Genomic DNA, 24,253 nt, shown 5'->3' with positions numbered 1-24,253 from the left:
GCCGTGGCGTTCAGGGCCAACGCACGCTGCGAGAACGCGGCTATGGCGAAACCTCTCCCCTGAAGGAGAGGGTGGACCGCCCTGAGGGTCGTCTATAGCATCGGGGGCCACAAACCGAGGCAGGTGTACTTTACTTCCCACGCACGCGTCTCATCAGGCTTGAGACACGGCGCATGGGGCCAGTTACACGCCAAGAAGTACTTTCCATCAATGCATTTACCTGTATTCGCAGCGCGCTTGAAGCACTGCGTTCATCTTCTAATTGCTGGTGCAATATCACCCGCTCGTTGTTGTGTTCTGCTATTTGCGCCTGATGGTTCCGAAGCTCGGCCAGTTGTGCCTGCATCTGTCGGTGCAGCACCGCCAACTCCGCTTCAAGCTCTTGCTCGCGGAATGCATTTGCCTGTATTCGCAGCGCGCTTGAAGCACTGCGTTCATCTTCTAATTGCTGGTGCAATATCACCCGCTCGTTGTTGTGCTCTGCTAGTTGCGCTTGATGGTTCCGAAGCTCGGTCACTTGTGCCTGCATCTGTCGGTGCAGCACCGCCAACTCCGCTTCAAGCTCTTGCTCGCGAATCGTGGGGCCAGGCAGGGGCGCTGTCATGTCGGCTAAGCGCTGCGTCACATTCGCTCGCATCCGGACAGCCATTCGGGCCGTCATCCGATTCAGCCGGCCGGATGCCCGCGCCAGGTGTTCGGTTGTTATCTTGTGCTTGGCTTGCAGCCGCTGCAAAGCTGCCTCTCCTTGCTCGATTGAGGCTTTCTGTCTCGCCACCTGAGCGTAAAGCTCATCATTTTCGTGGCTGCGCTGTTCCAACGCGCTGCGAGCCATGGCTAGGGCATTTTGATTATCTGCAGCCTCGATACCAAGGGCCTCGTGATCCTCGCGCAGTTGCGCAAGAGCGGCTTCGGCACTGTCGAACGCAGCCTGAAGATTGGCCAGCTTTTCGCGCAGATCGTCCGCTTCGCGTGTGATGCTGTCCAGGGCATCGCGACTGCTGGCGGCTTCAGTTCCCAATGCCTCGTGCTCCTTTTGCAGTTGCACAAGCGCGGCCTGAACCTCGTCCAGCAGGGCCTGGCGGATGCCCGCGGCGGCCTGCAGCTCCGTCACCTCACAGGCGTGCCTTTCCATCGCGGCATGGCTGGCGGCATCTGCTTCACTGCCCTGGCGTGTCAAAACCTCGATCTGCTTCCGAGCCTGCGCTTCGGCCTGCCGGGCGTTCTGCAACTCTGTTGCAAGGGTGGCAACGCGCGATTCGTTCGTGGCGATGGATTGCGTATTTTCCGCATTGGTGTTCAGCGCAGCGCGCAATTGCGTATCCAATACTTCGTTACTGTTCCGGGCCCCAATCAGGTCGGCCTGCAGGCGCTGGCACTCGGCGTTCGTGTCCCGGATACGATCGCGCAGGTGGCGGGTTTCGTTGGTTAGGGCCTGCGTCTTGCGGGCCATCGGCAGGAATGTCTGCGAAGCGCGGTCCAGATCTCTGCGCAATGCATCCAGAACCGCGTGATCCTCCTCCTGCTCGCCGTCGCGCGCCCAGCGATCCATGATCTCAAGCGTGCTGGAAACCCAGTCTGGCAGTTTGAACTCTGAGCTCCCGGTGCGGTCGAAATGCTGAAGCTCCCTGCTGAGGAATGCTTGAACCTGTGCTGCCGCAGTATCAACGTCCCGCGGCCAGTCGAGTCCTAGCCTATCACCAATAGCTGTGACAGTTGTGCGCCAGTCGGTCAGAAGCGCCTCATAGTTGGTAAAGCAGCGTGCCTCGCCCCGTGTATCTGCCTCGGCGTCCAGAACGTGGCGCAGCCACAGCAGCACCGCATAGTCACGGTCATAGCCGGCCCAGCGGTTCAGCGAGGCGGAGACCTCGTCGGGATGGCGATAGGTCAGCACCATCAGGGGTCGGCATCTCGCCTCATGCAGCACAGGCAGCCAAAAAGGCATCAGGCGGCACAGCCGCGGGTCCTTCATCACGAAAGGCCCAACCTCACCGTATTCGGCATCAAGCGCGGCATGGGCGCGTGCGGCGAACGCATAGGCCGCATCCGACTTTAGCCAGTCGCGCGGAAACCGCTGCGGCGCCCACCAGGTCATCCCCGCTGATGCCAGCAGTTCCTCGTCCAGGGTCGTGATGACATTGGATTCAAAGAATCCACGAGCATTCATTTCCTCGGCGGGCATCAGATCATGTGGCAGGCCCATGCCCATGTGCCCCAGAACACCTGCCAAGGCCGAGGTGCCCGAGCGGTGCATTCCCAGGACGATCAGTCCGGGGCGGGTTGGCTTGTTCGAAACAGCGCGCGTTTGGGTCATACAAAATCTTTAAATAGAAAGAGCCTAAACAGTCTGGAAGGCCTTGATATCAGGGATATGTTTGCGCATAAAATCAAGGCTTTTGACCATACGTTTAACCGAAGGTTTTTCGACCGGGAACAGATGTTCAACAAAAGCATCTCGCAGCAAATGATAGTTTTGCTGCGCTAGCAAAAGCAGATCGTCAGAAGACGCGATCTCAATACCGGTGGATGTCTCATAGTTCTGCAACTCTGTCTGCAGCCGTTGGTTGATCCAAGTAAGATCCTCGGCATGAAGCTCCTCGATGGGTTGCCACAAATCGGGTGCAAAACACAATCTTTGCGAACCGATGCGCGCTAGCAAGGCAATGAAGTCGTTATTGTCGCGCTGTGCAGTATTGAACCCTGTCGGATAGCCTTCACCTAGATGGCGTTGCGCAAACAATAAAGCAACTGCTTCCGCAGTCAGCGTTTCGTTTGCGTCGGAATCAAAGGCGGGTGCAATATTCAATCCAATTAGAGATGAAAAATCCGAAATAATATTCTGGTTGACGAGTATTGACCGTTCATAGATCCGTAAAAAGACACGCTCCGCCCCAACAAGAGCATCGAACTGTTCAAATCGTCCTTTGTATGCAGGCCACAACCGCTGCACTGCTAGATCTTTTAATCCGCCATCCTTCAGATATTGTTGAAAAGCACTGACTGCAAATGAATGAGGAGGACGTACATAGCCCACGATCTTGATATTGTCAGTGAACCTGCTGAAGAACTGGATCATCCGACGAGTAGCGTCATGAAAGCCAGGCCATGAAATATCCTCGGCCGAAAAAATGATTTTCTTGTTAGCAGTGGTAGTCAGATACTGTTCCAGCCTGGCTGTCCATTCTGCGCGCAAGCGTGGAAGCTCGCAGATAAAGGCTTCGCCCCGCGCCCGGAACCCATGGTATTGAGCCAGTTTGTCTTCGTCCTGAAATAGAAGGATGAACAAGCCGCAGTGGTTAGGCGTCTCCCAAGGGCAATACCCCAGTTCATCGTACCGCATAGTGGCAAAGTGGTTCTGGATGGCGGTCGATCCGGTCTTGTGCATTCCCACATGAACGATAACTTGCACGACTTATACCCTTCTTTCATCAGGCTTATGCACGAACACCGACTCCAGCTCGCATTGCGCGGCCATGGCGGGCCATAGGCGTTCGATCAGGTGGTATTCAGTGCCGTCATTGGCAATTGGCTCGTTTGGCCACAGGTAATCTGGGCCGAAAAGATCGTTCATGGCGCGCACAACGGAGGCGCGGGTCCAGAACATATTGCCTACAGGGAAAACAAGCGGGTTTTCGGGCAATGGGCCTGGCAAACGACCCTCAAGCCGGGGCAGCAGGTCGCGCGAACGTGCCCAAGACACGTAATGAGGCTCGAACGGGGCGACAAGGCCCGTGCCGGGCTGACCGATCAGCGACAAAGCCGAGGAAATTTCATCGCCTTCGCCTAGGAGGATTCGCAAAAGGAAACGCCGCCAGATGTCGCCGCCTTTAGCAGATGTCAGGGATTTCTTCTGATGGATATGACACCAAATCTCGTCCTCACCCGCAATGCCGCCAGAAGAAAACAGGTTCATGAAGGGCAGGATGTCGCGCCCTCGGTTGGGCATGACAACGGTTTCGGCGCGGATACCCTGGGCCGCCGCAATGGACTCGATTTCGGCCGCCTTCCGAGTTGTATCGGTTGTCACAACAATGCGTCGAGCAAGCTGGAGAACGCGGCGCGTGGCCAGATCGGCAGCTAATTCATCAGTATAATGGGCGTGGATATGGACGGAAAAGGATGGCAGCCCATCTCGTTCGGCCGTAGCATAGTGAGTAATCCGGCAGGTCTTGTGAACCCAGTTGTCCGACACGGCTAGCGCCTTACGCGCTTCGTCCACATCACGCCAGACCATCCGGCGGCGATAGCGAAGCATCTTTTCGCGTTCTAGGATGCGATATGGCCGGTGGCGATCCTCGGTCGAGAACAGTACCGGCAAATCGAAATCGCTTTCGCCCCGCACAAAGTAGTCCTGCGTCGCTAGCCGATTGTGCAACGCATCGACAAGTGTTTGGAAAAGATTGTCTTGCTCCAACGCGGGTTGTTCAAGTGTGGCGGTCTTGCGGGGCAATGCTAGTAACGCATCCACTGCGGCAGCCGGATTGGCGTAGTCGACTGCGGTAAAGGCGCCCTGATCGACATAACGCGCGTCTCCAAAGCCGGACCCACCCTCGAACAGGACTACCTGACAGCCAAGCCGCACGGCGTCGAACACCACATTCGGCAGCGGGTCCAGTCGCGATGACAAGAACATCGCATCTGAACCCGCTATAACGTCAAGATAGGCCGGCCCAGCAGGAAGGAAGAACAGGTTTCCAGCGGGATTGTTTGCTCCAACCTGACGCAGGTGATAATTCATCCATGCACCGAAGCTCAGTTCTTCGGCGTTCAGGCCGTCCCCGATCCACAAGAAGACACAATCGGGATCTCGCTGGCGAGCAATCTGGGACGCCATAACGAAGATGTCGGTTCCCTTGCGCCATTGCAGTAGCCCAGCGCCGCAGACGAGCCGGACTTGCGTCAGGTCGCGTCCAACTATTGCAGACAGCTTGCGGCGTGCCTCGGCCATCCGTTCAGCAGTCACCGCCTCCTGTAGGACTGGACGCTGTGGGATAATAGTGCTGTCGCGTGTGGTATTAAATTCTACATCCGCCAGCCGTCCAGCCCACGAATCACGCACGTGATCGGACGAAAACACCAGCAGATCGCCAAACAATGCTATAAACGTCGATTTGTAAGCCGGAAACGTGTAATCTGCGTATTCGTGCAGATAGGCCGCAAACGGGATGTCGTGTGCGACTAGCAAAGGAACAAACCCGAACGTCTCGACCGAATTGATAATAGCAAAATCAATTCGATTGAAAACCTCGCCACGGAAAAAGCGGAACTCCTGCAGCGGCTGCGACGTGACCACCACCTCGCAGGCAGTAGCGCGGAAGTCGTCGAGCAACTCGCCGTCACACGAAGCGGCGATGATGATATTGTGGGTGCGCGCCGCCTCGCGCGCCAAATCGCGGCCGACGATCGGGGCGCCGGTGCGCGACATCTCGTGCACCGCGATCAGGCACGTCGGGCGATCCGGGGCATAGGGGATCTTTCCTGCATGCTGGTTACGGCGCACGTCGGAAATGGTCCGACGGCCTTCGGCCGCCCCATTCAAAAGATAGTGTCCGAGCGGATCGACTCCTGCCTGAGCGATGTCTTGGTAATGGTCGAGATAACCTTGGATCGAGAAATCCGAGATCCGTTCATCGACCGGCGCGCCCAGTTTGATCAGTTCAAAGGCCAATTCCAGCGCGCCCTCCACCTCAGCCTCGATGGCTTCAAGCAGTTCCGTGTCGCAAATTAACCCTGTCAGCACAGCATCGATCTGGGGTGCATGGCGGCGAAGCTGGGTATAAAAGTTGCCCGGTAGATCCAGATCCGAGGCTGCACGATGCGCCTGGGCTTGATCCACGGGGATGGCAGCCTGTTGGGCGTAAAAGACAGGGTCTAAGCGGAAATCGGGGCGTTTCTGCAAAACTCCAGCAGTCGCAGCATGCCTGCGCCATATGTTGCCGAGATCGATCATCGTCACGTCCAGTCGAAGGTTTCGCCCAAAAGGCGAGTCATTGTCGCGTCATCGGGTACGCCGCGCTCGCGCAAAATGTCAAAGAACTCGGGCAGCAGTGGGCTTTCGGCAATCGCCTCTCCCAACGTTAGCATGACCAGCCGGTCGCCGTCCCACACGGTTGCGACGTCACCCGGATAACTGCGGCCACGCGCAGCAAGGCTGCGTATCTCGGACATGTCAGTGGGGCGATCAAGAAACAGCAGCGGGGCGGTGTTTTCAGCCAGTCGCGGGCGCAGCCAGCGCGTTAGATCGCACAAGATCTGTGTCACGGATGCCGGAGGCTGCAGGTATTCGGCAACGATCATTCCTTCGGGCATTCTGATATCACCCAAACGGGCGGCCGGGCGGACGATGATCCGCGGCCCATCCCATTCGGGAACTGTCGCATAAGGATCAAGGGCCGATTGCGTCAGGACAAGCATGTGGTGCCAGTGCATCCTTCAGGTTGTGTTAGTCAAAGAATTATGCAAAGGCCATCGCATGTGCTCACAGCCATTGCAATCCACCCGTGCCGTTTCCAGAGATCCTGCGGTCAGGACGGATAATACAAGGAAATGACCTTTGAAGGTTCTTGTTATTGGAGGATGCGGGTTTATCGGCTCCCATGTCGTGGACAACCTGCTGAAATCCGGTCACACTGTTCGTGTGCTGGATCGCATGCCGGAGCGATTTCGCGGTGCTCTGCCTCAGGTTGAGTACGTCATGGGCGATCTGTCCGACAGTGCGCAAACATACGAGGCAATCAACGGCATGGACGGAGTGATCCATCTTGCCAGCGCGACGGTGCCCGCCACCTCGAACCTCGATCCAGAGGCCGATATTCGCAAAAACCTTATCGCCACTGTCAGGCTGCTGGAAGCCATGCGTATGGCAGGGGTGCGGCAGTTGATCTATCTGTCTTCGGGCGGAACGGTTTACGGCGTGCCCCGGACCGACCCCGTGGCAGAGCAGCATCCCTTAAACCCGATCAGTTCCTATGGCATCGTCAAGGTCGCTATCGAGAAATATCTCTACATGGAACACCGGATGCACGGGCTGCGGCACGTGATCCTGCGCGCCTCTAATCCCTACGGACCCCGCCAAGGCCATACTGGCGTGCAGGGCATTATTGGCACCTATCTGTGGCGTTTGTCGCGCGGCGAGACAATCGAGGTTTGGGGCGACGGCAGCGTGGTGCGTGATTTCATTCATGTCCGAGACATGGCGGCGCTGTGCGTTAAGGCCCTAGAGAGCGACACCTGCGGATGCTTCAACGCCGGCAGCGGCGAAGGCGCATCTGTTCTAGACATCGTCCGCTGCATTTCTCAGGCAGTAGGCCGTGATATCCAGCCCGTCTTCAAGCCTGGTCGGGCCTTTGACGTCCCACGCGTGGTTCTGGACATCAGCAAGGCGCGCCAGAACTTTAATTGGGCTCCTCAAATCGCGCTTCGCGACGGTGTTGCCGACGCATGGAACTGGGTGCAGGCACAGCAACTCGTAACGGCATGATCCCCGATCACATCACCGAAACCCGCATGGCGCGGTTGTTGCTGACGGGGGCGCTCATGACGTGCGTGGAATGAGGTTTGGCACCTAACCATGCCAAGCGCAGTGGAGAACCTGAAAACGAACCTCCGGACATGCCCTGAATGGTGTGCAGCACGCGACATACCTTACTGCCACTACATCTTTCCTGATCCGATAAATTTCTCCGTATTGTTCCTTTTGGAAGTTCTGGCAGGCTTCGACACCCGCCACGATACGCCGGCTCTCAAACCCCGCCACCAATTTCTCCGCATAGCTCGGTGAACAATAAAGTGACGATCAGCACCAGCTACACCACTCCTATGGCACAGCCTCAACCTTTGACCGCCGCCGAATAGGTGCGGTCACTCGGCCGCGTGAGGCAGCCAGGCACGAAAAAGCCGCGCGAGGCAGGCTTGTAGTGGTCATTGTTAAGGCGCAGCAAGCCAGCAGCCAAAAACGGCAATTAGCGTCAGTACTAGGCCGCGGGAACTCTTGGCAAAAATCTCTCAATAGTTTGAGCAATAACAACGTCAGGACGATGCCGCTTTATGTAAGCTTCATCCAATTCAGGAGACCAGACAAAGTGGAACTCACGGAATAACCGCGCAAACCACCATGTAAGTCCGGCAGGCGAATATCCTCTTTCAAAGAAAGAATTTGCATACGCAATTGCTTTCTTCTGAATTGGAGCATCGTTTCGGGTAAATACTCGCTTAATCCCAACATGCCTTCCGTCAGGAGGTAGGATAGGAGCTTGGGATATTAATCCGCTAGAAAACTTCGCTTCACTATCAGCCTCCAGCGTAAAGGTATTCTCGCCCTTCATTTCGGGGTGCAGCTTTGGGCCGAGGTCTGCATGAAGAAATCTTGATCGGCTTATGTCGCTTGGAATGTCAGCGGCCAAATTGAGAACATCTAGCGAAGCAACGGCCACGGATCGAGCTCCCAAGACTGAAAAATGCGAGTCGAGCTTACGATAGCATTCGTCACGGTGCTCAAGTGTCTTAAAAAGCGCATAGACATCCAAGGTTCGGGCTCTAAGCCGCTCTATCCCTGACACCCGCTCAATCAGCTTGCGATACATGCTTGACGGTGGGTTGATATCAAAAGGAACCCAATGTGCTAGCACGCTAGTCTTTTCCGGAATGATCATCTGGAGATAATTGCATCCAAGGCTATAGAGTAAATCGGCCCGACGCTCTAGAAGCTCCACCCAGGCAGCGCTGCCATCTATAATCTGCGGATCATCGTCTGCCTTGCCATATTGCTCCTCTAGGTTGTTCGTACCTCCCAGCAAGAAAAGATGACCATTTCGACCGACGCAGGTTGAACGATCTGGTGACATCATCCCTACGGGAAGAGGCAGCATAGACAATTCGTTCTGCTGCAAAGCGCTCGGTGAAATTTGCTGCATGAGAAACTCCAAAGCGGAAAGGCAATGATATACCGCCTTGGCTGATAACAACGCCTTCATCTCTACGCAAGGTTGCGGACCACTGCAGTTGCGATGATGGTTATAGCTAGATCAGTTCGCCCTTTTGCCTGTGCAGGCGTGCCAGCAACTGACCATCCCACTCGGAAGAATAATGAGCTGCTCCACGGAAATCGGACAGTGACGGCCTGTCTCCTTAGCGGGCCATTTTATGAGAAAGGCCGTCTGGCGGGGGCGGCTTAGCGCCAGAACGAAAAGCCCCGCACAAGCGGCGGGGTGCTAATCGTGACCACTGTCCGATGTCGTGGGGACAGCATCACGTTAACACATATTAACCATGATCCAAGACGAAGTTGTATCCCCCGGCGTATCGTGGCGCCGGGGGTTGCGAGACGTGGGTCGAGTGCCTGTAGCCGCCTGTGATTACAAATGATGCAACTTTAAGGCGTTTGCAAACAGAAGTTTGATCGCGTTGGTAAAAATTTAGGAATTAGCTGCAAAGGTGGGCGCGACCTCTGGTCCAATAAACTTATCAACTTGCTCCTGAACCTGAACCCAGTGCCACTTCTGAAACGATCCTTGACCGCCGCATTCCTCGCAGCCATCTGGGCGGCTGCGGGGTGGTTCATCTTCTGGCCGATTGCAAAGGTCTGGCGACGCTTAACCCTTAATCGGAGCAATAAATATTAGAATAATCTCAGGGGCAGCAAGACATCGCTGCACCTTCAAGGATCATGACGCAAGCGACACAGCAGACTTCCTGCAGCGAGTAAAGCAAAAGCAGATTGCGCAAAAGACTAACGTTTCAAGTGATCCAGTTTTCCGCATTCAGATCACCCAGACTTCCGAGTTGATTCCAGAAGTGTCTGCAGTTGCACCCGACTGACCGGCTTGGCCAGAAAGGCAATGGCGTCTGAACCACCGTCCGCCCGGATCTCATCCTGGGTATAGCCGGACATCAGCGCAATGCGCATGTTCGGGTATGTGCGGGAGATTGCGCGAGCAAGATCGAATCCGGACTCGCCGGGCATGACCACGTCGCTGATCAACAGGTCCAAGCCAGTCTCGCGGTCGATGATCTCGCGAGCCTCCTTGCCGTTGGACGCGATCAGAGTCTCGCATCCCAAAGAGGTCAGCATCCGTGCGACAACGCGCGCCACAGCCAGTGTGTCATCAACGACAAGAGCCTTGAGTCTTTTTTTGGGGGAGGCCACGATAGGCTGGTCCGTGGGTTCTGCGAACCGGGTATCAACGGGCGCGACAGGAAAATACATGGCGACTGTGGTGCCTTGTTCCACCGCGCTTACAAGTGTCACAAAACCACCAATCTGCTCAAGGTAGCCACGGACACGCGAAAGGCCCAAGCCCGAGCCCTGACCCACAGAACGGGTCGTGAAGAACGGCTCGAACACCTGCTCCTGCATCTGTTGCGGGATGCCGCAGCCTGTATCCTGCACCGATAACCGCACCCAGGTTTGAGGTTCCCCCCTGCTTGGATGCGGACATCCGACCGCATCCAGCGTAAGGCGGATCGTGCCTGTCCCCTCGATAGCCTCGCGTGCGTTGATGGCCACATTCAGAAGACAGCTTTCTGCCATGGCAGTGTCTATCAGAACTGGCGGCAGGTTTTCATCCACATTCAATTCGAGCTTGATGCGGGACGGAACGGCACGGCGGACAAAGGGTGCCACCGACTGCAGGAACATCCCCAAGTCTGCAGTCTGGGGTGTCAGTTTCGACTTTCCCGCGAAGGCGAGCAGGCTGTCGTTCAGGGATTTTCCCCGCATGACCGCGTCCCGAGCCTCCGAGATCAGGATCCTAGCCTCGCTGGGATCAGTCGTAAGCTCCAGAAGCTCCACGTTGCCCAGAATGACCGCGAGAAGGTTGTTGAAGTCGTGGCTTACGCCTCCTGCCATCTGTCCTACCAGTGCCAGCCGCTCACTGCGGTGACGCTCGTCCTGCACCCTCCTTTGCTCCGTGACGTCATCCATGAGGATGACGGCATGGCCATATTCGGTGCCATGACCCGGCAAAGGCACTGCCACGCAGTCGAGGATTTTCTGGCGTCCTGAAGAAGAAGGGCGCTGCGCCTCGAAGTTGCACGACTCAGAATTGACAAGATCTTCCTCGATCTGCCCCAGATCAGGAGAGCATATTGCTTGAGCAAACAAGTCGTGGAGGGTCATTCCCCTTAGAACTCTCTCCTCCGAGTTCCAAAGTCGGCAAGCAGATGCGTTTGCGTACACGACGGGCCAGGAGTTCATGTCACCCGGTCGCTGTTCCAGCATGATTGTACCGGATGTCATGGCGTCAATGGCAGCTCGAAACAGGCGCAGATCACGCTGTTCGCCCACTTCACGCGTCACGTTGCGAAAGTGGACCGCGACACCGGTTTGTGCAGGGTGTGCACTCACCTCGAACCATGCTTCCAGAGGCGCGAAGTAGGCTTGGAAGGTTCGGGAAATTCCCGTTTCCCGAACGGCTCTGTAAGTGTCTTCAAAGATCGTGCCGCATGCTTGCGGGAATTCAACCCAGATGTTCTCACCAACGAGTTCTGTCGGATCGCGGCGGAGCAAATCCCCGGCGGCCGCGTTTACAAAGGTGAAGCGCCAGTTGGTATCGAGCAGAAAGAAACCTTCGGGCATCGTTCGCAGGACAAAGGACTGTTCCGCCTGTGCACGCAGACCCTCGTCAATCGCTGCCCGTTCGCGTGTGATGTCCTGAAACGCGCCTTGCAAGGCAACGATGCGGCCGTTCTCCTGAATGGCCTCTCCGATGGTCCGGGCCCAGAAGATACGCCCCTCTGTCGATTGGCACTGCACGTCGAGCTTCCATGGCTTGCCTTCGTTCAGGCAGCTCTTGACGGCATCCACAACCCTTTGCCTGCTGTCGCCAAGATAGAAGGAAAGGGCAAACTCCAGTGTCAGCTCTGATCCTTCAGACACAGCGAACAGGTCATAAAGAAGCTGGGTCCATTCAACGACGTCCTCGCCAATACGATAGTACCAAGCACCCGTCTGACTAGCCGCGCATGCTCCCTGCAAGAGGCGTAGCTCGTCATACTGATCCATTTTTGGGCGCTCATCTGCTTCGATTTTAAGGGATGTCCGAATGGGTCACCCATCCAGCAGAAATTACTCTTCTCTTAAAGTTGCGTTACTTCAACTGCCAGATGCATTTCGAGCGCGCTGCAAAAGCTTATACCGGCTCATCCTCGTCGGCTTCCCGTCTTGCCTCGGAGAGGCAGCCTGGACATGCTATCGGAAGGACTGGGCTCGCGCAGGACGTAACCCCTGCCCCAGACTGTCTCGATCACGTTATCTCCCCCAAGCGCCTCGGACAGTTTCTTGCGCAGCTTGCAGATGAAGACGTCGATGATCTTCAGCTCCGGCTCGTCCATGCCGCCGTAAAGATGGTTCAGGAACATCTCCTTGCTCAGCGTCATACCCTTGCGCAGGCTGAGCAGTTCCAGGATCTGGTATTCCTTGCCGGTCAGGTGGATCGGCTTGCCTTTGACCTCGACAGACTGCGCGTCCAGATTGACGACAATGTCTCCGATTTGGATCAAGGCCTGGCTGTGACCCTTGGACCGGCGGATGATCGCCTGGATGCGGGCCTGCAATTCCTCGCGGTTGAAGGGCTTGGTCATGTAATCGTCGGCGCCGAAGCCAAAGCCCCGCAGCTTGCTTTCGGTATCATCAGAGCCGGTCAGGATCAGGATCGGTGTATCGACACGCGCCAGGCGCAGGTGGCGCAGCACCTCCATCCCGTGCATGTCGGGCAAGTCCAGATCCAGGAGGATTAGGTCGTAGTCATAGAGCTTGGCGAGGTCGATCCCCTCCTCGCCCATGTCGGTTCGAAAGACATTGTGGCTGGCGGCACTCAGCATCAGTTCAATGGCGCGTGCGGTTCTGGGATCATCTTCGATCAATAAGATACGCATTGCCCAGTCCTCTTCCAACTTGTCAGGGCCATAAATAACAACCTGTAGATTATGAATGCACAAATATAGCTTAGAGTTGCATTTTCTGCAAAACATTCTGATGTTTCTGTAGGATACTGCAGTTCGCTGAGGTTCACGGGTGTTCGGCTTTGATTACGCTAAATCAAATAGCGCTCGGCTAATCGCTTTGTCCCGAGATCAGCAGTCTGCCCCTCTTGGATTGTCCAGTGTCAATCTTGGTGCATGACGCGTCTTGGTCCTAATGCCGCTGTCTGGAAGGACGTGCCCTACCATCGCGTGAGGGCCAATGGATGGTTCCCGGTGGGGCGGCCGACACCCAAGGGACGAGTGGGACCGGACTGCATTGTAGGGGACGGACCTGGTGGTGCCAACACGTCGACCCGGCCCGAAGCTTCGCGACGAGCTTTTCAAGTAATTGTGTTTATTGACTGGCCTGATGGCTCCATGTCTCGCCGGTTTCCAGCATTGTATTTGCGATAGCGATCAGCCTACGTGAGATAGCGATAATGACCACCTTGTGCGGCTTAACCGTGCTGCTTCAGCCATTTCGCAACAGGCTAGAGCCACCTTCGCCTTGAACTCGGCCGATCCGAATTCCTGCGACCACCTCTGAGAACTGGCGCATCGATGGCCTGAAGCCTAAAAAAGGGTGACACAAATTGATTAACGACCTGTTCTTTTGGTCAAATTAACCAAAATAATAAAAACACATGATTCACGAGAGGCAACAGCGCTTGTAGACGGGAACTCACAGCATCCGTGCTGGCCAGCTTTCAATCATGTTTCCATTCTCTTGTACCTGAAGGTTTGTCATGAGTTTTTGCAAGGTCCTTGCCGCTGCTTCCCTTGCGACGGCGCTCAACGTCAGCATCGCGTCCGCTGCCACCTTCACTATCGATGCGGGTGATGTGACGGTCTCGGGTGGTGATTTATGCTTCCCGGGAGACTGCAAGCTCGACGGCTCGATCAAGGGCGGTAGCTTTGATCTCAACACTGTCGGAGACACTGCGAACCTGTCTAATCTTTTTGGCTGGCGAGTGCTGACCACCAGCCGCTGGGCCACGGGCGTCGGCAAGTATAGCGTGAATGCCACCCTGAACTTTTCCTCTCCCTCGCCCGCCTCGACCAGTGCGTCTGGCTATGCCGGGTTCATCACGCTGCTCGGTTCGGTGTCGGGCGGAGTACTCGCCTGGACGTCCGGATCGGGCATCGTGGATTTCTCGGACGGCTACAGGCTGAGCTATACGCTAAACGATGCGCTGAAGCTCGGCTTTGGGACAGAAACCACCACCGGTGCCTCGTTCACCCTCGAGAAAACCCCGGCCCCCGTCCCCCTGCCCGCTTCGGCGCTGCTGCTGCTCGGCGGTATGGGTGTGCTGGGTGGTTTCCGCGCCAGACGTCAGCGCGCCACCGCCTGAGCCCCCCGTGCTCAGCGCCGCCGTGTCCCGATAACCGCAAGCGCTCAACACCATTGATGAACTGTCTGCCTGCCAACTCCAGCCCGCCCTCGTGGCGGGCCTTTTTCATGGAAAAGGGACCCTCACCCTTGGCGATCCGGTCTGGCTTTCATTCGTCAAGAGCTGCAATCCACATGCTGCTGTTCATCGATGAGGCACATGCTTCGATGGCAGACAGCAGATGTCAGCTGTAATTGGTTCTTTTATCACCACTTGAGCTTGCACAGCGACAGACACACCATTCTGAACCCCATGCAGGCAACCTTAGGTTGAAGATAGTTCCCTTCTTCACACTTTAGTTATATTTATAGGCAAATATTAGCCTATAGATTCCATCGAAGGAGTGACTACGAGCCATGCGAAGGACTATGACGGCGACGATGCTTCGGGACTATCTTGCCTCAGCCCATACCACGCTCTTGCTCTGCCGTGCTCATGCTGACCGGTTTTCGCTGACCGAGGAGGAGGCCAAGGAGGTTTCGCACCGCATCTCTCTCAGCATGGCGGAACTCGAGGACCTGCACCAAGATATTGATCGGCAACTGGCGGCCGCCTGAGTCCTCACGCGACACGGCAACTGATCCCCCCAATGCCTGAGCCGTGTATGGATGATCCATCCTTGACTTATGGTCTTACCCCTTGTGATCTATAACAATCTACAGTTCGCGGTAAAAAGGACGCGACCTGCAGAGTGCTTCCATGGAGGGCATGGCTAGCATGAGGCGTGTGGTTCTGACTGACGGTGTACAAAATCCTCCCGTATGTTTGAAAGCTCGCCCGGGCATCTGAAGTTCATTACCCCTGCCTCCAACGAGACCTTCGATATCGTTCTGGACCATGAGGAGAGCCAAAGCGTGTCGCTCAATGTCCGAGCCGACCACGGCTCACTGCTGAAGCGGTTTGTGGGCAGGTGATCAGAAGCTCTCTGCCAAATAAGAGTTCGTCAATCGCCAAGCCGTCCACTGAAAAGATTGGTTAATCCACAACCAAAAGTTATAGTAAAGATGATGTTTTCATCTCCAGGTTCCCTATGTTCGGTTCTGAACCAACCGTGGCCTTCCGTCCCGCCGTTTCTTTAGAGGATTGGAGATTGATCCTCTTGGCAATCCGTCCCTATTCGCACAATACCGAGTATCGCAAGCTTCTGGCTCGTTTGGAGCGTCAGGCGAAAGCCAACGGGATCGTCTTGATGGGCCAATGACCTGTCTTTGACCGTTCCGTTCAAGGTTCTGTCTCTCAGGGCCGCAGCAGAGGATAGTAAACCATGATTGTGTTTCGGCTTCCAGCTTGGAGCGTCAACTCCGGCCGGCCTTTACAGGCCGTTGAAGGCAAGCCTTTCGCCGGCCGGCATGGCTGAAGCCTGCACGCGCGGTGCTTCAAGCCCGACCATGTGGTCCGGACGCTGGTCCGGGATGTCGGGTGCCGTCGCACCCGGGCGGGCGCTTTCAACCCAAGCCACATTGAGATGATCCTCGACAATGGCCACGGCGTTGACGCTCGTCCCCGCAGAGCCCGTCTCCGAAAGGCCCTTGATCGGGCCGCCGCCGTTCTCCTCCCGGAGAGCCTCAATCATCCTGCGCATCAGATCGATCGGGTTCGTTCCCGTGTTGGCAGGCCAGATGAACTGGCATCCCACGCTGCGCAGGTCCGTCTCGGCGATGACGAACAGCGCCTCCTGGCCGTCAACGAGCACCAGCCGATCGAAATCCGCATCCACCACGCGGCCCAGCTGCATCAACGCCCGTATCGAGCCGACTTCGGGCGTGCGCTCCGGGAAGTCGGTGATGTCAAGCCACAGGTCGCGACCATGCAGCTCGGACGTGAAATGGATGCCGCTGGAATAAGGGGAGGCCGTCAGCCAAGCGCCGATCTCGGACGCCGGGACCGAAAGCGGCTGGAGATGCTCTTCGGTCGAGGGCGCAAACGCTCCCTGCTCACAAGAAGCGGCCGGGCTTGCGGCAAGGACGGCGACGCCAAGGGCAGTGGCCAAGGGCAAAAGAGAGGTCATGGACCGGGTACTTTCTACAAGGAACACGCACGCCAGCCGAATGCATCCGCAGGCTGCCCTCATACGTACCGACACTCTCTTAAGATGCCGTTAAAGGACTTCGCTTTTCAGGCTGGATCCGAGTGCTCGCCATGCGCAGCTTCTGGAGAACACGCTGGCCATGGCCATGCCAAAGAATTCAGCGGCCCTGCCAGCCCATGCGCTTAGCCTTTGGATTGTTTAGGCCGTAAGCGGAGCAGACTCCGGGGCGATGTGAGTTTACGTCGGTGGCACGCCCACCAGATCGGGTAGCGGGGGGATGCGCTCTCCAGTGCCGCTGAGGCCGAGGCGATCGCCGAGATAGGCAAAGAAGGAGATGCCGAGCTTTCGGCAGGTCTTCATCAACCCGAGCATGACATCGCGTGCCTGGCGGCCATCAGCGCTCATCGTGCCGCCCGAGATCCGGCGCTTGGTCACGCAGGCCCGCAGGTCGTTTTCCGAGCCATTGGTGTGGAGCGGGATCTCGGGGCGCTCCAGCACCTTCAGCAGCTCGTGCTTTCGCCTGTGCAGGCGGGCGAGCAACTGACCCAACTCCTTGTAACGGGTGCGCTGCCCGAAGATGTCGTCGAAACGCTCGGCTAGGTCGTGCGCCTCCTTCGCGGACGGCTTTTGCTTCCAAAGCTTCAGGTCGCGGTAGAGCGCCCAGACCTGGTCTCGGACCTTGTCCAGCTTGCGCGTCTGTTCGGGTGTTTTCGGCATCAGCTTTTGCAGCAGCCGTTCTGCATGCACCCAACACAGGGCATGATTGGGAATGCGGAACTGTCCGGCATCGTCGGACACGACCACCGTGTTGCCCATCAGCCCGTGATGGCGCACCGCGCCCCAGAGGGCTGCCTCGGTGATCTCGCGCACCAGGGTGCGGTCGAAGACGTCGAGGTGCAGTCTCACCAAGTGATCATACCAGGCCATCTGCGAGGCAAATGAGGTCTCGGGATGGGCAGCAAGCTTGTCGATGACATCCGGCGCCACCTTGCGATGGCGCATATAGTCGAGTGCCGCATCGTTGATGATGTAATCCTCACACCCGGCCCGCAGCAGGGAGAGGAAGTTCAGCCGCGACTTTGAGCGGCCCGTGCGGAACACGCTGAACCGGCTGCCGCCGATCTGCGTGGTGATGCCGTCGCGGCGAGCATGACGGGCGCCTGTGTCATCCACGCTGATATAAGGCGCAGTGGCCAGGCCGCTCCGTAGGATCGCCTGATCCTCCGCCACAAACCCATCCAGATCGGAGGTCAGGATCCGCACCACCTGACGCTTGGAGATGTCCATGCCGATCCCGTTCAGGATCGCGGTCAGCCGCTCCGTCGTGACCTGCCCCTGGGCATGAAGCGCGAGACAGAACCGCCGCAGGTTGGCGCCAAAGCCGCCGAGCAGTCCCTCCGGCAAGGGCGCGATGACCCTTTTGCCTTCAGGGGTCAGCCAGCGTTCGCGTCGATAGCGGATGAGTTCCGCCGAGATCGACAGGTCACGAACCGGGATGGTTCGATATCCCTTGAAGCGCGACCCCGAGGCCACATTCACAGACAGAACCTCTTCGCGCGTGACGCGGTCCTTGTCGCGTTTCGGGCCACGCCGCCGCCGTGGACCGCCGCTCTTGCGAACCTCCCGTTCGGTAACCTTGTCCATGCCGGAGGGTTTGAACGGAGGCCGCGGCGGAAGGTTCTTCAGCCGCGCGATCTCATCGCGCAGTTCCTGGTTCTCGACTTGCAGGGCGGCCCGGGCCGCCTCGGCTGACGCGAGTTGATCGCCCAGGTGGGTCACCTGGTCCTCGAGCGATTGCAGCCGTCGTGACAGATCCCCGACGAGCCGACGCAAACTGTCGGCGCTCAGCGTCCCAAAGGTATCATCCGATGACAGGCCCATACGATTTTGAATCAGACCCAGATCACGAACGCAACACCTGTGCCCCGCAATCTGCCCCAGTTACCAATCTGAAGAGAATGAAACGCACGATCGACGATTAGCTTTCGTCCGCTTAAAGCGCACAATTGTATGATTATGCGGATTACCTTCGCACCTTGGAGAGCCCTGTTTAGGACGCACCTTCTTCCGCTCCCCTGCCCTTCCTCACATCCCTCTCGCCGCCGATTTTGCTGCACCTAAAGCTTGTGCCTTGAGCAACGCAGCAAAGGATCTTGAAAATAAAACCGATCCCAAACGACCGTTTTATCAAACGCCACGAAATTGTATGAAGAGGTTGGTGGGATGGCTCCTGCTGCAATAGTGCACGTAACCAGGCAGTATGGGATCGCTTTCGCGGTCCGCTATGCTCGGGTCCACTCGGAGGAGCAGTCTCAATTAAGAGTAGACAAAAGGGAAGTTTTTGCACAGCATGCATATAGCGACCCTGCCATCGTATTTCGGTGGAAAGCGACGGGTCGGGTAAATTGACGTTCTGAACTGCCCAGTTTTCACAGTCGTCCCGTGGATCGGGCGGCAACAAGACGGCGAGAACAGATGACCAATACGCCTGTCAGCTATTTGAGCGGCTCGAGATTTTCTAGCCAGAGCGGCCAGACCTCCAGCCAAGACATCATCAACGCGCACCTTTACTGGTGGGTAAGCACCTGCCTTGATCGCGGTGAGCAGCACCTAGACACGATGGTCGTGACTGCTCCATACCATCTGAAACTGGCGTATGGCTGCTATGACGCGATGGCCCATGAGATCGAGATCACGGTGCAACAGATCTGGACAGACATCGCGATGAAGCGAACGCTGGCGGGTTGATTGACTGCGCTGCCGTACGCCCTGACGTGCGAACATCAGCCTCGGAGCAACCATGATGTGGCTATTTTTCGCACGAAGCGGTCATGATCAAGCTTGAGACCTGAACCAGCAGCAGGGCTTCAAGAATTCCATGGAGCCGGTGGTCAGATGAATATCGGCTGCCGATATAGGCACTGGCTGAACCAACTGCCGCAACAGTGACAAACCAGGCGCCGTTCAGCCGAGTGTATCAATCAGTTCACGAACTGCCGCGCTTCCAGTCGCCTGGGCAAGTGGTGCTCCAGTTCGGGCTCGGTATCTGAACTTGATGGTTCGGACCTGAGAGAGGACTTGCGGGAAATCTGGCAATAATCAACTGCAGGGCAAGTTGGTGCAACTTCAACTGTCGGGTAGTTGACACAACGATTTCGGCTTTCTGAATACGCTTTTTCAAGCAGGCCATTGGGAGCATCGAGTTTTTGTCAGAAAGGCTGAAAATGCATTCTTGCCAGCACCAATCTTCCCCCGTCTTCTATGATCCTAAAAGGCGACTGAAAGCTGCAGAGTGGGCTTTGATTATGGACGCCCTGCGTGCCTATCAGCACAATGAGGCCTACCGCGCTCTTTATGAAAAGCTTGAAGCTTGGTCGATATCCCCGATGACGGCTGAGCAACGCCTGTCCTCGTCTGGCCGACCAAGAGGAGTTTTGCCTTCAGGCGGCAGGGCTTGAACCTGCGGCATCCGGCACCCAAAGCCGGCGTGCTATCCAAGCTGCACTACACCCCGCGATAGATTTACCCGTCTCTTGCGCGGCGATCCCAACGCTGGCATCGCTATAGAACCTGGAGCCTTTTCCTAAGTAGATTTTGTCACAAGTCCGGCGAACGACATCATGAAGCCGTTACGCCGTCTGGGGGAATGATGATCCGTTCCGAACTGATTGAGCTTCTTGCTGACGAAAACCCGCATCTGTTTCATCGTGACGTCGAGCGGATCGTAGACACAGTTTTCCAGGAGATCATCGAGGCCATGGCGCGCGGCGACAGGGTCGAACTGCGCGGCTTCGGGGCTTTCTCGGTAAAAAAGCGTGATGCCCGGAACGGCCGCAACCCCAAAACGGGGGAAGCGGTCGACGTGGACCAAAAACATGTGCCTTTCTTTAAGACGGGAAAGCTCTTGCGCGATCGGTTGAACGGACGCGCCTGACTGCCGATACAGCACAAGGCTGCCCACACACGCCTATGCCCGGGATGAGCAATTCGCCCAGGCAAGGTCGAGGCCATGCGCAAGATTGGAGGAGCGACCGAAGGCGGACAATCCGAAGATTGCCGTGTTCCTGCTCCTGGTGAAGGACGTTGTAGCCTGGTTCAAGGCCAGCAAGCCTGGTTGGCAGACCCGGATGAGCCGCGCACTGCGCGATGCTGCCAGGCTGTGATTCAAGAACGGAAAGCTTTCAGATCCTGTCGCGATGAAAGTGGAGGCAATAGGTGTGGGATCGTCTTCGCGGTCCTCTATGCTCAACTCCATGATTGGCCCGATCTGTTAAGACCAGACAAAAATATCTTTTGCAGGGTCTTCACATATATTGGCTCTGTCATCCTATTCGGCGCCAAGAAACGGACTGGATAAACACCTGCATAAGTTGTCATGACTCATGCCTGCCTACCCTTTAACCTCTTTGAGCCATTAATGAAAAACATTTTAAATCAATAATTTTGTATTCCGTGGCGATAATGCACATAGTAAAGTTCATAAACTGTTGGTGGAAAAAAAATGGGAATGAAGCATTTATTGAAGCAATGAGATTTTTGGCTATTCTGGTGAGGCGTTTCGGCATGCCGACAGCGCTGCATGGCCATGCAATGATCGAGAGGAATTTACCATGTACTTTAAAGCTCTTTGTGCTGCTGCAGTGTTGGCAGTCGCGGGGGGCGCTGCCTCAGCTGCAACCTGTACTGGCAGTTTCGGTGGCGATCAGACCACGACTTTCACCGTCAATCAGACGGTCCCTGCTGGCTCCAGCGTCAGTGCAGTCTGTGTTGACGAGTCCAATGATAGCGAAGGTGCCGTCAGTGGCTTGTTCGGCATCGACAACTGGATACTTGGCGACAAGTCTGGTGACGAGGATGACGGCGATGGAGCAGTCTTCTTCACCACGGAGTTTTCGGAAGGCACTACATCGGGCCTTTGGGAAATCTCCAATCCTGACAACTTCTCGCCCGTCATGTTTGTTCTGAAGGCAGGCAACACCTTTGGGGCCTTCCTTCTGGACTCGGCTGAATTGATGGCAGGCGACTGGCTCACTGATCGTGATCTGTCACATGCTTCGGTCTACTATGCAGACGAACCGACGCCCGCCCCCATCCCACTTCCTGCCTCGGCCCTGCTGTTGCTAGGTGGTGTGGGCGGTCTGGCGGCACTGCGCCGCCGCCGGAATGCCGGCTGATCATAACCAGGCGCTGAGCCGCCCCGTCATGCTGTTGATAAGAAAAGGCCCGCGCTGTGCGGGCCTTTTCTTTACTTTGACACATGGCGATCAGATCTCGTTGCCTAGCTTGCCCTTGATGGTGCCGGACACATCCTGGGCCGTGCCCTTGGCCTTCTGAGCCTCACCTTCGGCTTCCAGGCGAGGATCGTTGGTGGCCTCGCCGATGCCATCCTTGATGCTGCCTGCAATCTTGTTGCCTGCAGCCTTAGCCTTGTCGGTCAGTTCGCCCATGAGAGAACCTCCTTTTCATTGCATTCCCTGTAAAAACGTCGCCGAGACCCGTATCGTTCCTGCGGAAGGAGGATCCGACCGCGAGAAGGCGTTCCGCCATAGCGTGGCTTGGCTTCCACTGGAGCTTTGCTCCTTGCAGACAGGCAAGCCCAAGAGCATCAGACTTGCTTCTGCCATTCTGGCAATTGGTGAAGAAATCAGCGTTCTGGGGCGATAACGGAGAGCGAGCAATATTTGCCTGCGGCAGCCAACGTGCAACGCTTATGGCTTATGAATGAAATTCTAGCCTCGCTTTGGGCGGCTTGACGCGCAAGCATGTTTTCGTATATACGAAAACATATGCTGATGATCGTCTGGGATGAACCGAAGCGGCAAACGAACCTCGCCAAGCATGGTCTGGATTTTGCCGATCTGGACGAAGGGTTCTTTCTTGCCTCGATTGTCGTCCCCGCAAGGGACGGTCGGCATATGGCTATAGGCCGATTGGCGGACGGCACGATTGTCGTGGTGTTCGCCACCTTAGGAACCGAAGGGGTTTCGGTGATCTCCATGCGGCCAGCCAGTGTGAAGGAAAGGAGCCTGCTATGACGAGAAAGCACCTGACCGAAGATCAGATCCAGCGCATGATCGCCAGCGACCCAGATGCGCCGGAAGCCACGGATGAACAAATCGCTCAGGCAAGGCCGTTCACCGAGACGTTTCCGGCCTTGGCCGAGGCCATGCGCAAGAACGTCGGGGGGCGTCCGAAAGCGGACAACCCGAAGGTCGCCGTGTCCCTGCGCCTGGACCAGGATATCGTGGCCCGGTTCAAGGCCAGCGGCCCTGGCTGGCAGACCAGGATGAACCGTGCCTTGCGCGATGCCGCCGGGCTGTGATCGAGGGAGAAGCTTTCCAGCCGAGCGACGAGAACTCGTAACACAACACAAAGGCCGCTCGGCTGATGGGTTGGTTATGCCGGAAGCTGACAGGGCCGACAACTTGTCCAAATGTACAACCAGACGTTGTTTTATCTTTGGCGCCTAACCTTTACTGCGAACCTGTCAGGCGCTTTTGAAACTGATCCTCGCTGAGACGTTCAATCCCGAACTGTTCCAGTGCTTCCATGACAATCTCGGAGGGGGTTTTACCTGCCTCCCCTGCCGCAATGTCCAAACCACGGCGAACATCATCGGGCAGGTTGATGGGAAGTGACGAGCTTTGCATGTGCAGGCTTCTCCAATGTTAGAAGATCAAACAGACCTTGGCGCACCCAAGTTCCGTCTCAAGAAATGCGTCAAAGCTGTCGGTTTGTAGCGGGCGCCAGGGCCGATGCAGAAGCGGCATCATTCTTCTGGCGCTTCACGAACAGCTTCACAAAGGCAGGCGGGATCAGCCGCATGTCACGGCCCTGCTTGCCGTAAGAAATGCATTCGAAAACTGTGTTGTGAGTGCGGACGGCGGTTCAACGCTCTTTTTCGGGTTGGTCAGTCTGGCGGCGGATCAGGATGATCTCGTGGGCCACGAGTTCAGAGGGTCCTTGACACTCATGCTTCATGCCCCGTCCTGTCAGCGTGCTATGTCCAAGCAACACCGAAGCTGCCCTCCTCGGATGCTATGTCAAACACATCGTCAGCAATGAAGAAGAAGGCAGAAAGAGGCACTGCACCGCCTGTGCAGGATCTGGAGCAGGAAGAAACCGGCCGGCAGACAAAGAAACCCCTCGGTGGGGGCCTGACACGCAGCATCACCGAGGGGTTTACAGGCGGGGCTTAGGGCTTCACGCACCCATGAAGCAAGCCTAAGGCCGCGCTGACACAGCGACCTAAGCACAGTTTCCAGGAGCCCGGCAGAGGCTTTCTCGGAACATGCTTAACCTGAGGCAAAGAACGTTCGGAAGGGCAGCGGTACGCTAACCTGCGGGTAAAGTCTCCTTTAAGTTGTAAATGACTGAAATATTTAAATCTTCAGGGACTTTTAGGGCGGAAAGGCGTTGTTTAGCATCACTGGACTTTGTGACGCGAATTGCGGCATCGAAACGCTCAGTTTCAAGAAACCCCGCCTCTTCCCTGGCGGGGTTTTTTGCTGGGCCGAGCCGAGCCGAGCCTTGTTCAACCTCTGACAGACAGCGAACCCCCTCGGTGAGAACCGGACTTACAGCACCGAGGGGGGTTACAGAGGCAGGGCTAGGGCTTCACCAGGTGTCAGTAAAAAGGAAACCACCGTGACCATCTGCACAGCGACCTAAGCACAGTTCACAGGAGCCGAGGAGAGACTTTCTTGGAACATGCTTAACCTTAGGTAAAGATTGCTCCGAGGGGCAGCCTCTAAACCATCCTGCATGAAATCTACCGTAAGTTGTAAGTCACTGAAATATCGTGACAATTATGGAACTTTTTGGAATGACGGACGTTCTTCAATGTTCGCTGATGGGCACCTCGATTTTTGACCGC

21 protein-coding genes, 1 tRNA gene and 1 pseudogene are annotated in these 24,253 nt (G+C 56.5%); 10 read left to right on the top strand and 13 right to left on the bottom strand.

The window, feature by feature from the left end; all coding sequences use genetic code 11:
- Positions 1-130: 130 nt before the first annotated feature.
- The 4 genes from CK944_RS18510 to CK944_RS18495 are packed head-to-tail and all read right to left on the bottom strand — an operon-like array spanning position 131 to position 6,411.
- A complete protein-coding gene (locus CK944_RS18510) occupies positions 131-2,311 on the bottom strand; it encodes a sulfotransferase (protein ID WP_103174557.1) in 2,181 nt (726 codons plus the stop codon).
- Positions 2,312-2,335: 24 nt separating this feature from the next.
- Entirely contained in the window at positions 2,336-3,406 is a 1,071-nt protein-coding gene (locus CK944_RS18505; RefSeq protein ID WP_146038709.1) for a hypothetical protein, read from the bottom strand.
- A 3-nt stretch (positions 3,407-3,409) separates the two neighbouring features.
- Positions 3,410-5,947 carry a rhamnan synthesis F family protein gene (locus CK944_RS18500; protein WP_103174555.1) on the bottom strand — a complete coding sequence of 846 codons (2,538 nt, stop codon included), beginning with the start codon at positions 5,945-5,947 and terminating at the stop codon, positions 3,410-3,412.
- A gap of 2 nt (positions 5,948-5,949) precedes the next feature.
- The gene (locus CK944_RS18495) at positions 5,950-6,411 is read right to left on the bottom strand and encodes a hypothetical protein (protein WP_103174554.1); all 462 of its coding nucleotides are present in this window, start codon (positions 6,409-6,411) and stop codon (positions 5,950-5,952) included.
- Between the two features lie 139 nt (positions 6,412-6,550).
- On the opposite strand from CK944_RS18495, the gene CK944_RS18490 reads away from it, so the two are divergent.
- Positions 6,551-7,477, top strand: coding sequence for an NAD-dependent epimerase/dehydratase family protein (locus tag CK944_RS18490; RefSeq protein WP_103174553.1), 927 nt, complete (start codon positions 6,551-6,553; stop codon positions 7,475-7,477).
- Positions 7,478-7,970: 493 nt separating this feature from the next.
- Here the strand turns inward: CK944_RS18490 and CK944_RS22975 are convergent, their stop codons facing one another.
- The 3 genes from CK944_RS22975 to ctrA all read right to left on the bottom strand — a co-directional run bounded on the left by CK944_RS22975 (position 7,971) and on the right by ctrA (position 12,870).
- Entirely contained in the window at positions 7,971-8,969 is a 999-nt protein-coding gene (locus CK944_RS22975; RefSeq protein WP_146038708.1) for a hypothetical protein, read from the bottom strand.
- Positions 8,970-9,760: 791 nt separating this feature from the next.
- Positions 9,761-11,998: a PAS domain-containing protein gene (locus CK944_RS18485; protein ID WP_103174552.1), complete on the bottom strand. Its 2,238-nt coding sequence runs from the start codon at positions 11,996-11,998 to the stop codon at positions 9,761-9,763.
- A gap of 137 nt (positions 11,999-12,135) precedes the next feature.
- Complete coding sequence (ctrA, locus tag CK944_RS18480; protein WP_103174551.1) at positions 12,136-12,870, bottom strand: response regulator transcription factor CtrA; 735 nt, start codon at positions 12,868-12,870, stop codon at positions 12,136-12,138.
- 833 nt (positions 12,871-13,703) lie between these two features.
- On the opposite strand from ctrA, the gene CK944_RS18475 reads away from it, so the two are divergent.
- From CK944_RS18475 to CK944_RS23330, 3 genes are all read left to right on the top strand, one after another.
- A complete protein-coding gene (locus CK944_RS18475) occupies positions 13,704-14,309 on the top strand; it encodes a VPLPA-CTERM sorting domain-containing protein (protein ID WP_103174550.1) in 606 nt (201 codons plus the stop codon).
- 395 nt (positions 14,310-14,704) lie between these two features.
- A complete protein-coding gene (locus tag CK944_RS18470; RefSeq protein ID WP_146038707.1) occupies positions 14,705-14,905 on the top strand; it encodes a hypothetical protein in 201 nt (66 codons plus the stop codon).
- Between the two features lie 473 nt (positions 14,906-15,378).
- Positions 15,379-15,549: a hypothetical protein gene (locus CK944_RS23330; RefSeq protein ID WP_158248064.1), complete on the top strand. Its 171-nt coding sequence runs from the start codon at positions 15,379-15,381 to the stop codon at positions 15,547-15,549.
- A gap of 111 nt (positions 15,550-15,660) precedes the next feature.
- Here the strand turns inward: CK944_RS23330 and CK944_RS18465 are convergent, their stop codons facing one another.
- Positions 15,661-16,356, bottom strand: coding sequence for a hypothetical protein (locus tag CK944_RS18465; protein WP_146038706.1), 696 nt, complete (start codon positions 16,354-16,356; stop codon positions 15,661-15,663).
- Between the two features lie 258 nt (positions 16,357-16,614).
- The gene (locus CK944_RS18460) at positions 16,615-18,258 is read right to left on the bottom strand and encodes a transposase (RefSeq protein ID WP_103174547.1); all 1,644 of its coding nucleotides are present in this window, start codon (positions 18,256-18,258) and stop codon (positions 16,615-16,617) included.
- Positions 18,259-18,852: 594 nt separating this feature from the next.
- Here CK944_RS18460 and CK944_RS18455 point away from each other — a divergent pair.
- The gene (locus CK944_RS18455) at positions 18,853-19,125 is read left to right on the top strand and encodes a hypothetical protein (RefSeq protein ID WP_103174546.1); all 273 of its coding nucleotides are present in this window, start codon (positions 18,853-18,855) and stop codon (positions 19,123-19,125) included.
- A 691-nt stretch (positions 19,126-19,816) separates the two neighbouring features.
- On the opposite strand, the gene CK944_RS18450 is transcribed toward CK944_RS18455, so the two are convergent.
- Positions 19,817-19,891 (bottom strand) — tRNA-Pro (locus tag CK944_RS18450).
- A gap of 135 nt (positions 19,892-20,026) precedes the next feature.
- Here CK944_RS18450 and ihfB point away from each other — a divergent pair.
- The 3 genes from ihfB to CK944_RS18435 all read left to right on the top strand — a co-directional run bounded on the left by ihfB (position 20,027) and on the right by CK944_RS18435 (position 21,551).
- Complete coding sequence (gene ihfB, locus CK944_RS18445; RefSeq protein WP_103174558.1) at positions 20,027-20,311, top strand: integration host factor subunit beta; 285 nt, start codon at positions 20,027-20,029, stop codon at positions 20,309-20,311.
- A gap of 19 nt (positions 20,312-20,330) precedes the next feature.
- On the top strand, positions 20,331-20,540 hold the full coding sequence (locus CK944_RS18440; RefSeq protein WP_103174545.1) for a BrnA antitoxin family protein: 210 nt from the start codon (positions 20,331-20,333) through the stop codon (positions 20,538-20,540).
- A 447-nt stretch (positions 20,541-20,987) separates the two neighbouring features.
- Entirely contained in the window at positions 20,988-21,551 is a 564-nt protein-coding gene (locus CK944_RS18435; protein ID WP_103174544.1) for a VPLPA-CTERM sorting domain-containing protein, read from the top strand.
- Between the two features lie 90 nt (positions 21,552-21,641).
- On the opposite strand, the gene CK944_RS18430 is transcribed toward CK944_RS18435, so the two are convergent.
- The gene (locus CK944_RS18430; protein ID WP_103174543.1) at positions 21,642-21,824 is read right to left on the bottom strand and encodes a CsbD family protein; all 183 of its coding nucleotides are present in this window, start codon (positions 21,822-21,824) and stop codon (positions 21,642-21,644) included.
- 339 nt (positions 21,825-22,163) lie between these two features.
- Here CK944_RS18430 and CK944_RS18425 point away from each other — a divergent pair, with 339 nt between their 5' ends.
- Positions 22,164-22,412, top strand: coding sequence for a BrnT family toxin (locus CK944_RS18425; RefSeq protein ID WP_103174542.1), 249 nt, complete (start codon positions 22,164-22,166; stop codon positions 22,410-22,412).
- Positions 22,409-22,699, top strand: a complete 291-nt coding sequence (locus tag CK944_RS18420) for a BrnA antitoxin family protein (RefSeq protein ID WP_103174541.1) — start codon at positions 22,409-22,411, stop codon at positions 22,697-22,699. The genes CK944_RS18425 and CK944_RS18420 overlap by 4 nt, the downstream gene beginning before the upstream one ends.
- A gap of 151 nt (positions 22,700-22,850) precedes the next feature.
- Here the strand turns inward: CK944_RS18420 and CK944_RS23325 are convergent, their stop codons facing one another.
- Together CK944_RS23325 and CK944_RS24380 are read right to left on the bottom strand one after the other, a co-directional pair.
- The gene (locus tag CK944_RS23325) at positions 22,851-23,027 is read right to left on the bottom strand and encodes a hypothetical protein (RefSeq protein ID WP_158248062.1); all 177 of its coding nucleotides are present in this window, start codon (positions 23,025-23,027) and stop codon (positions 22,851-22,853) included.
- Positions 23,028-23,106: 79 nt separating this feature from the next.
- Positions 23,107-23,211: pseudogene (locus CK944_RS24380) on the bottom strand (IS110 family transposase); the annotation flags it as partial.
- Positions 23,212-24,253 lie beyond the last annotated feature (1,042 nt).

The sequence above is a fragment of the Paracoccus sp. SY genome (assembly GCF_002901215.1).
In the GTDB taxonomy this organism is placed as follows: Bacteria; Pseudomonadota; Alphaproteobacteria; order Rhodobacterales; family Rhodobacteraceae; genus Paracoccus; species Paracoccus acridae.
The sequence above is the reverse complement of the archived record's forward strand: the minus strand, read 5'-3'. Positions and strand labels throughout refer to the sequence as shown.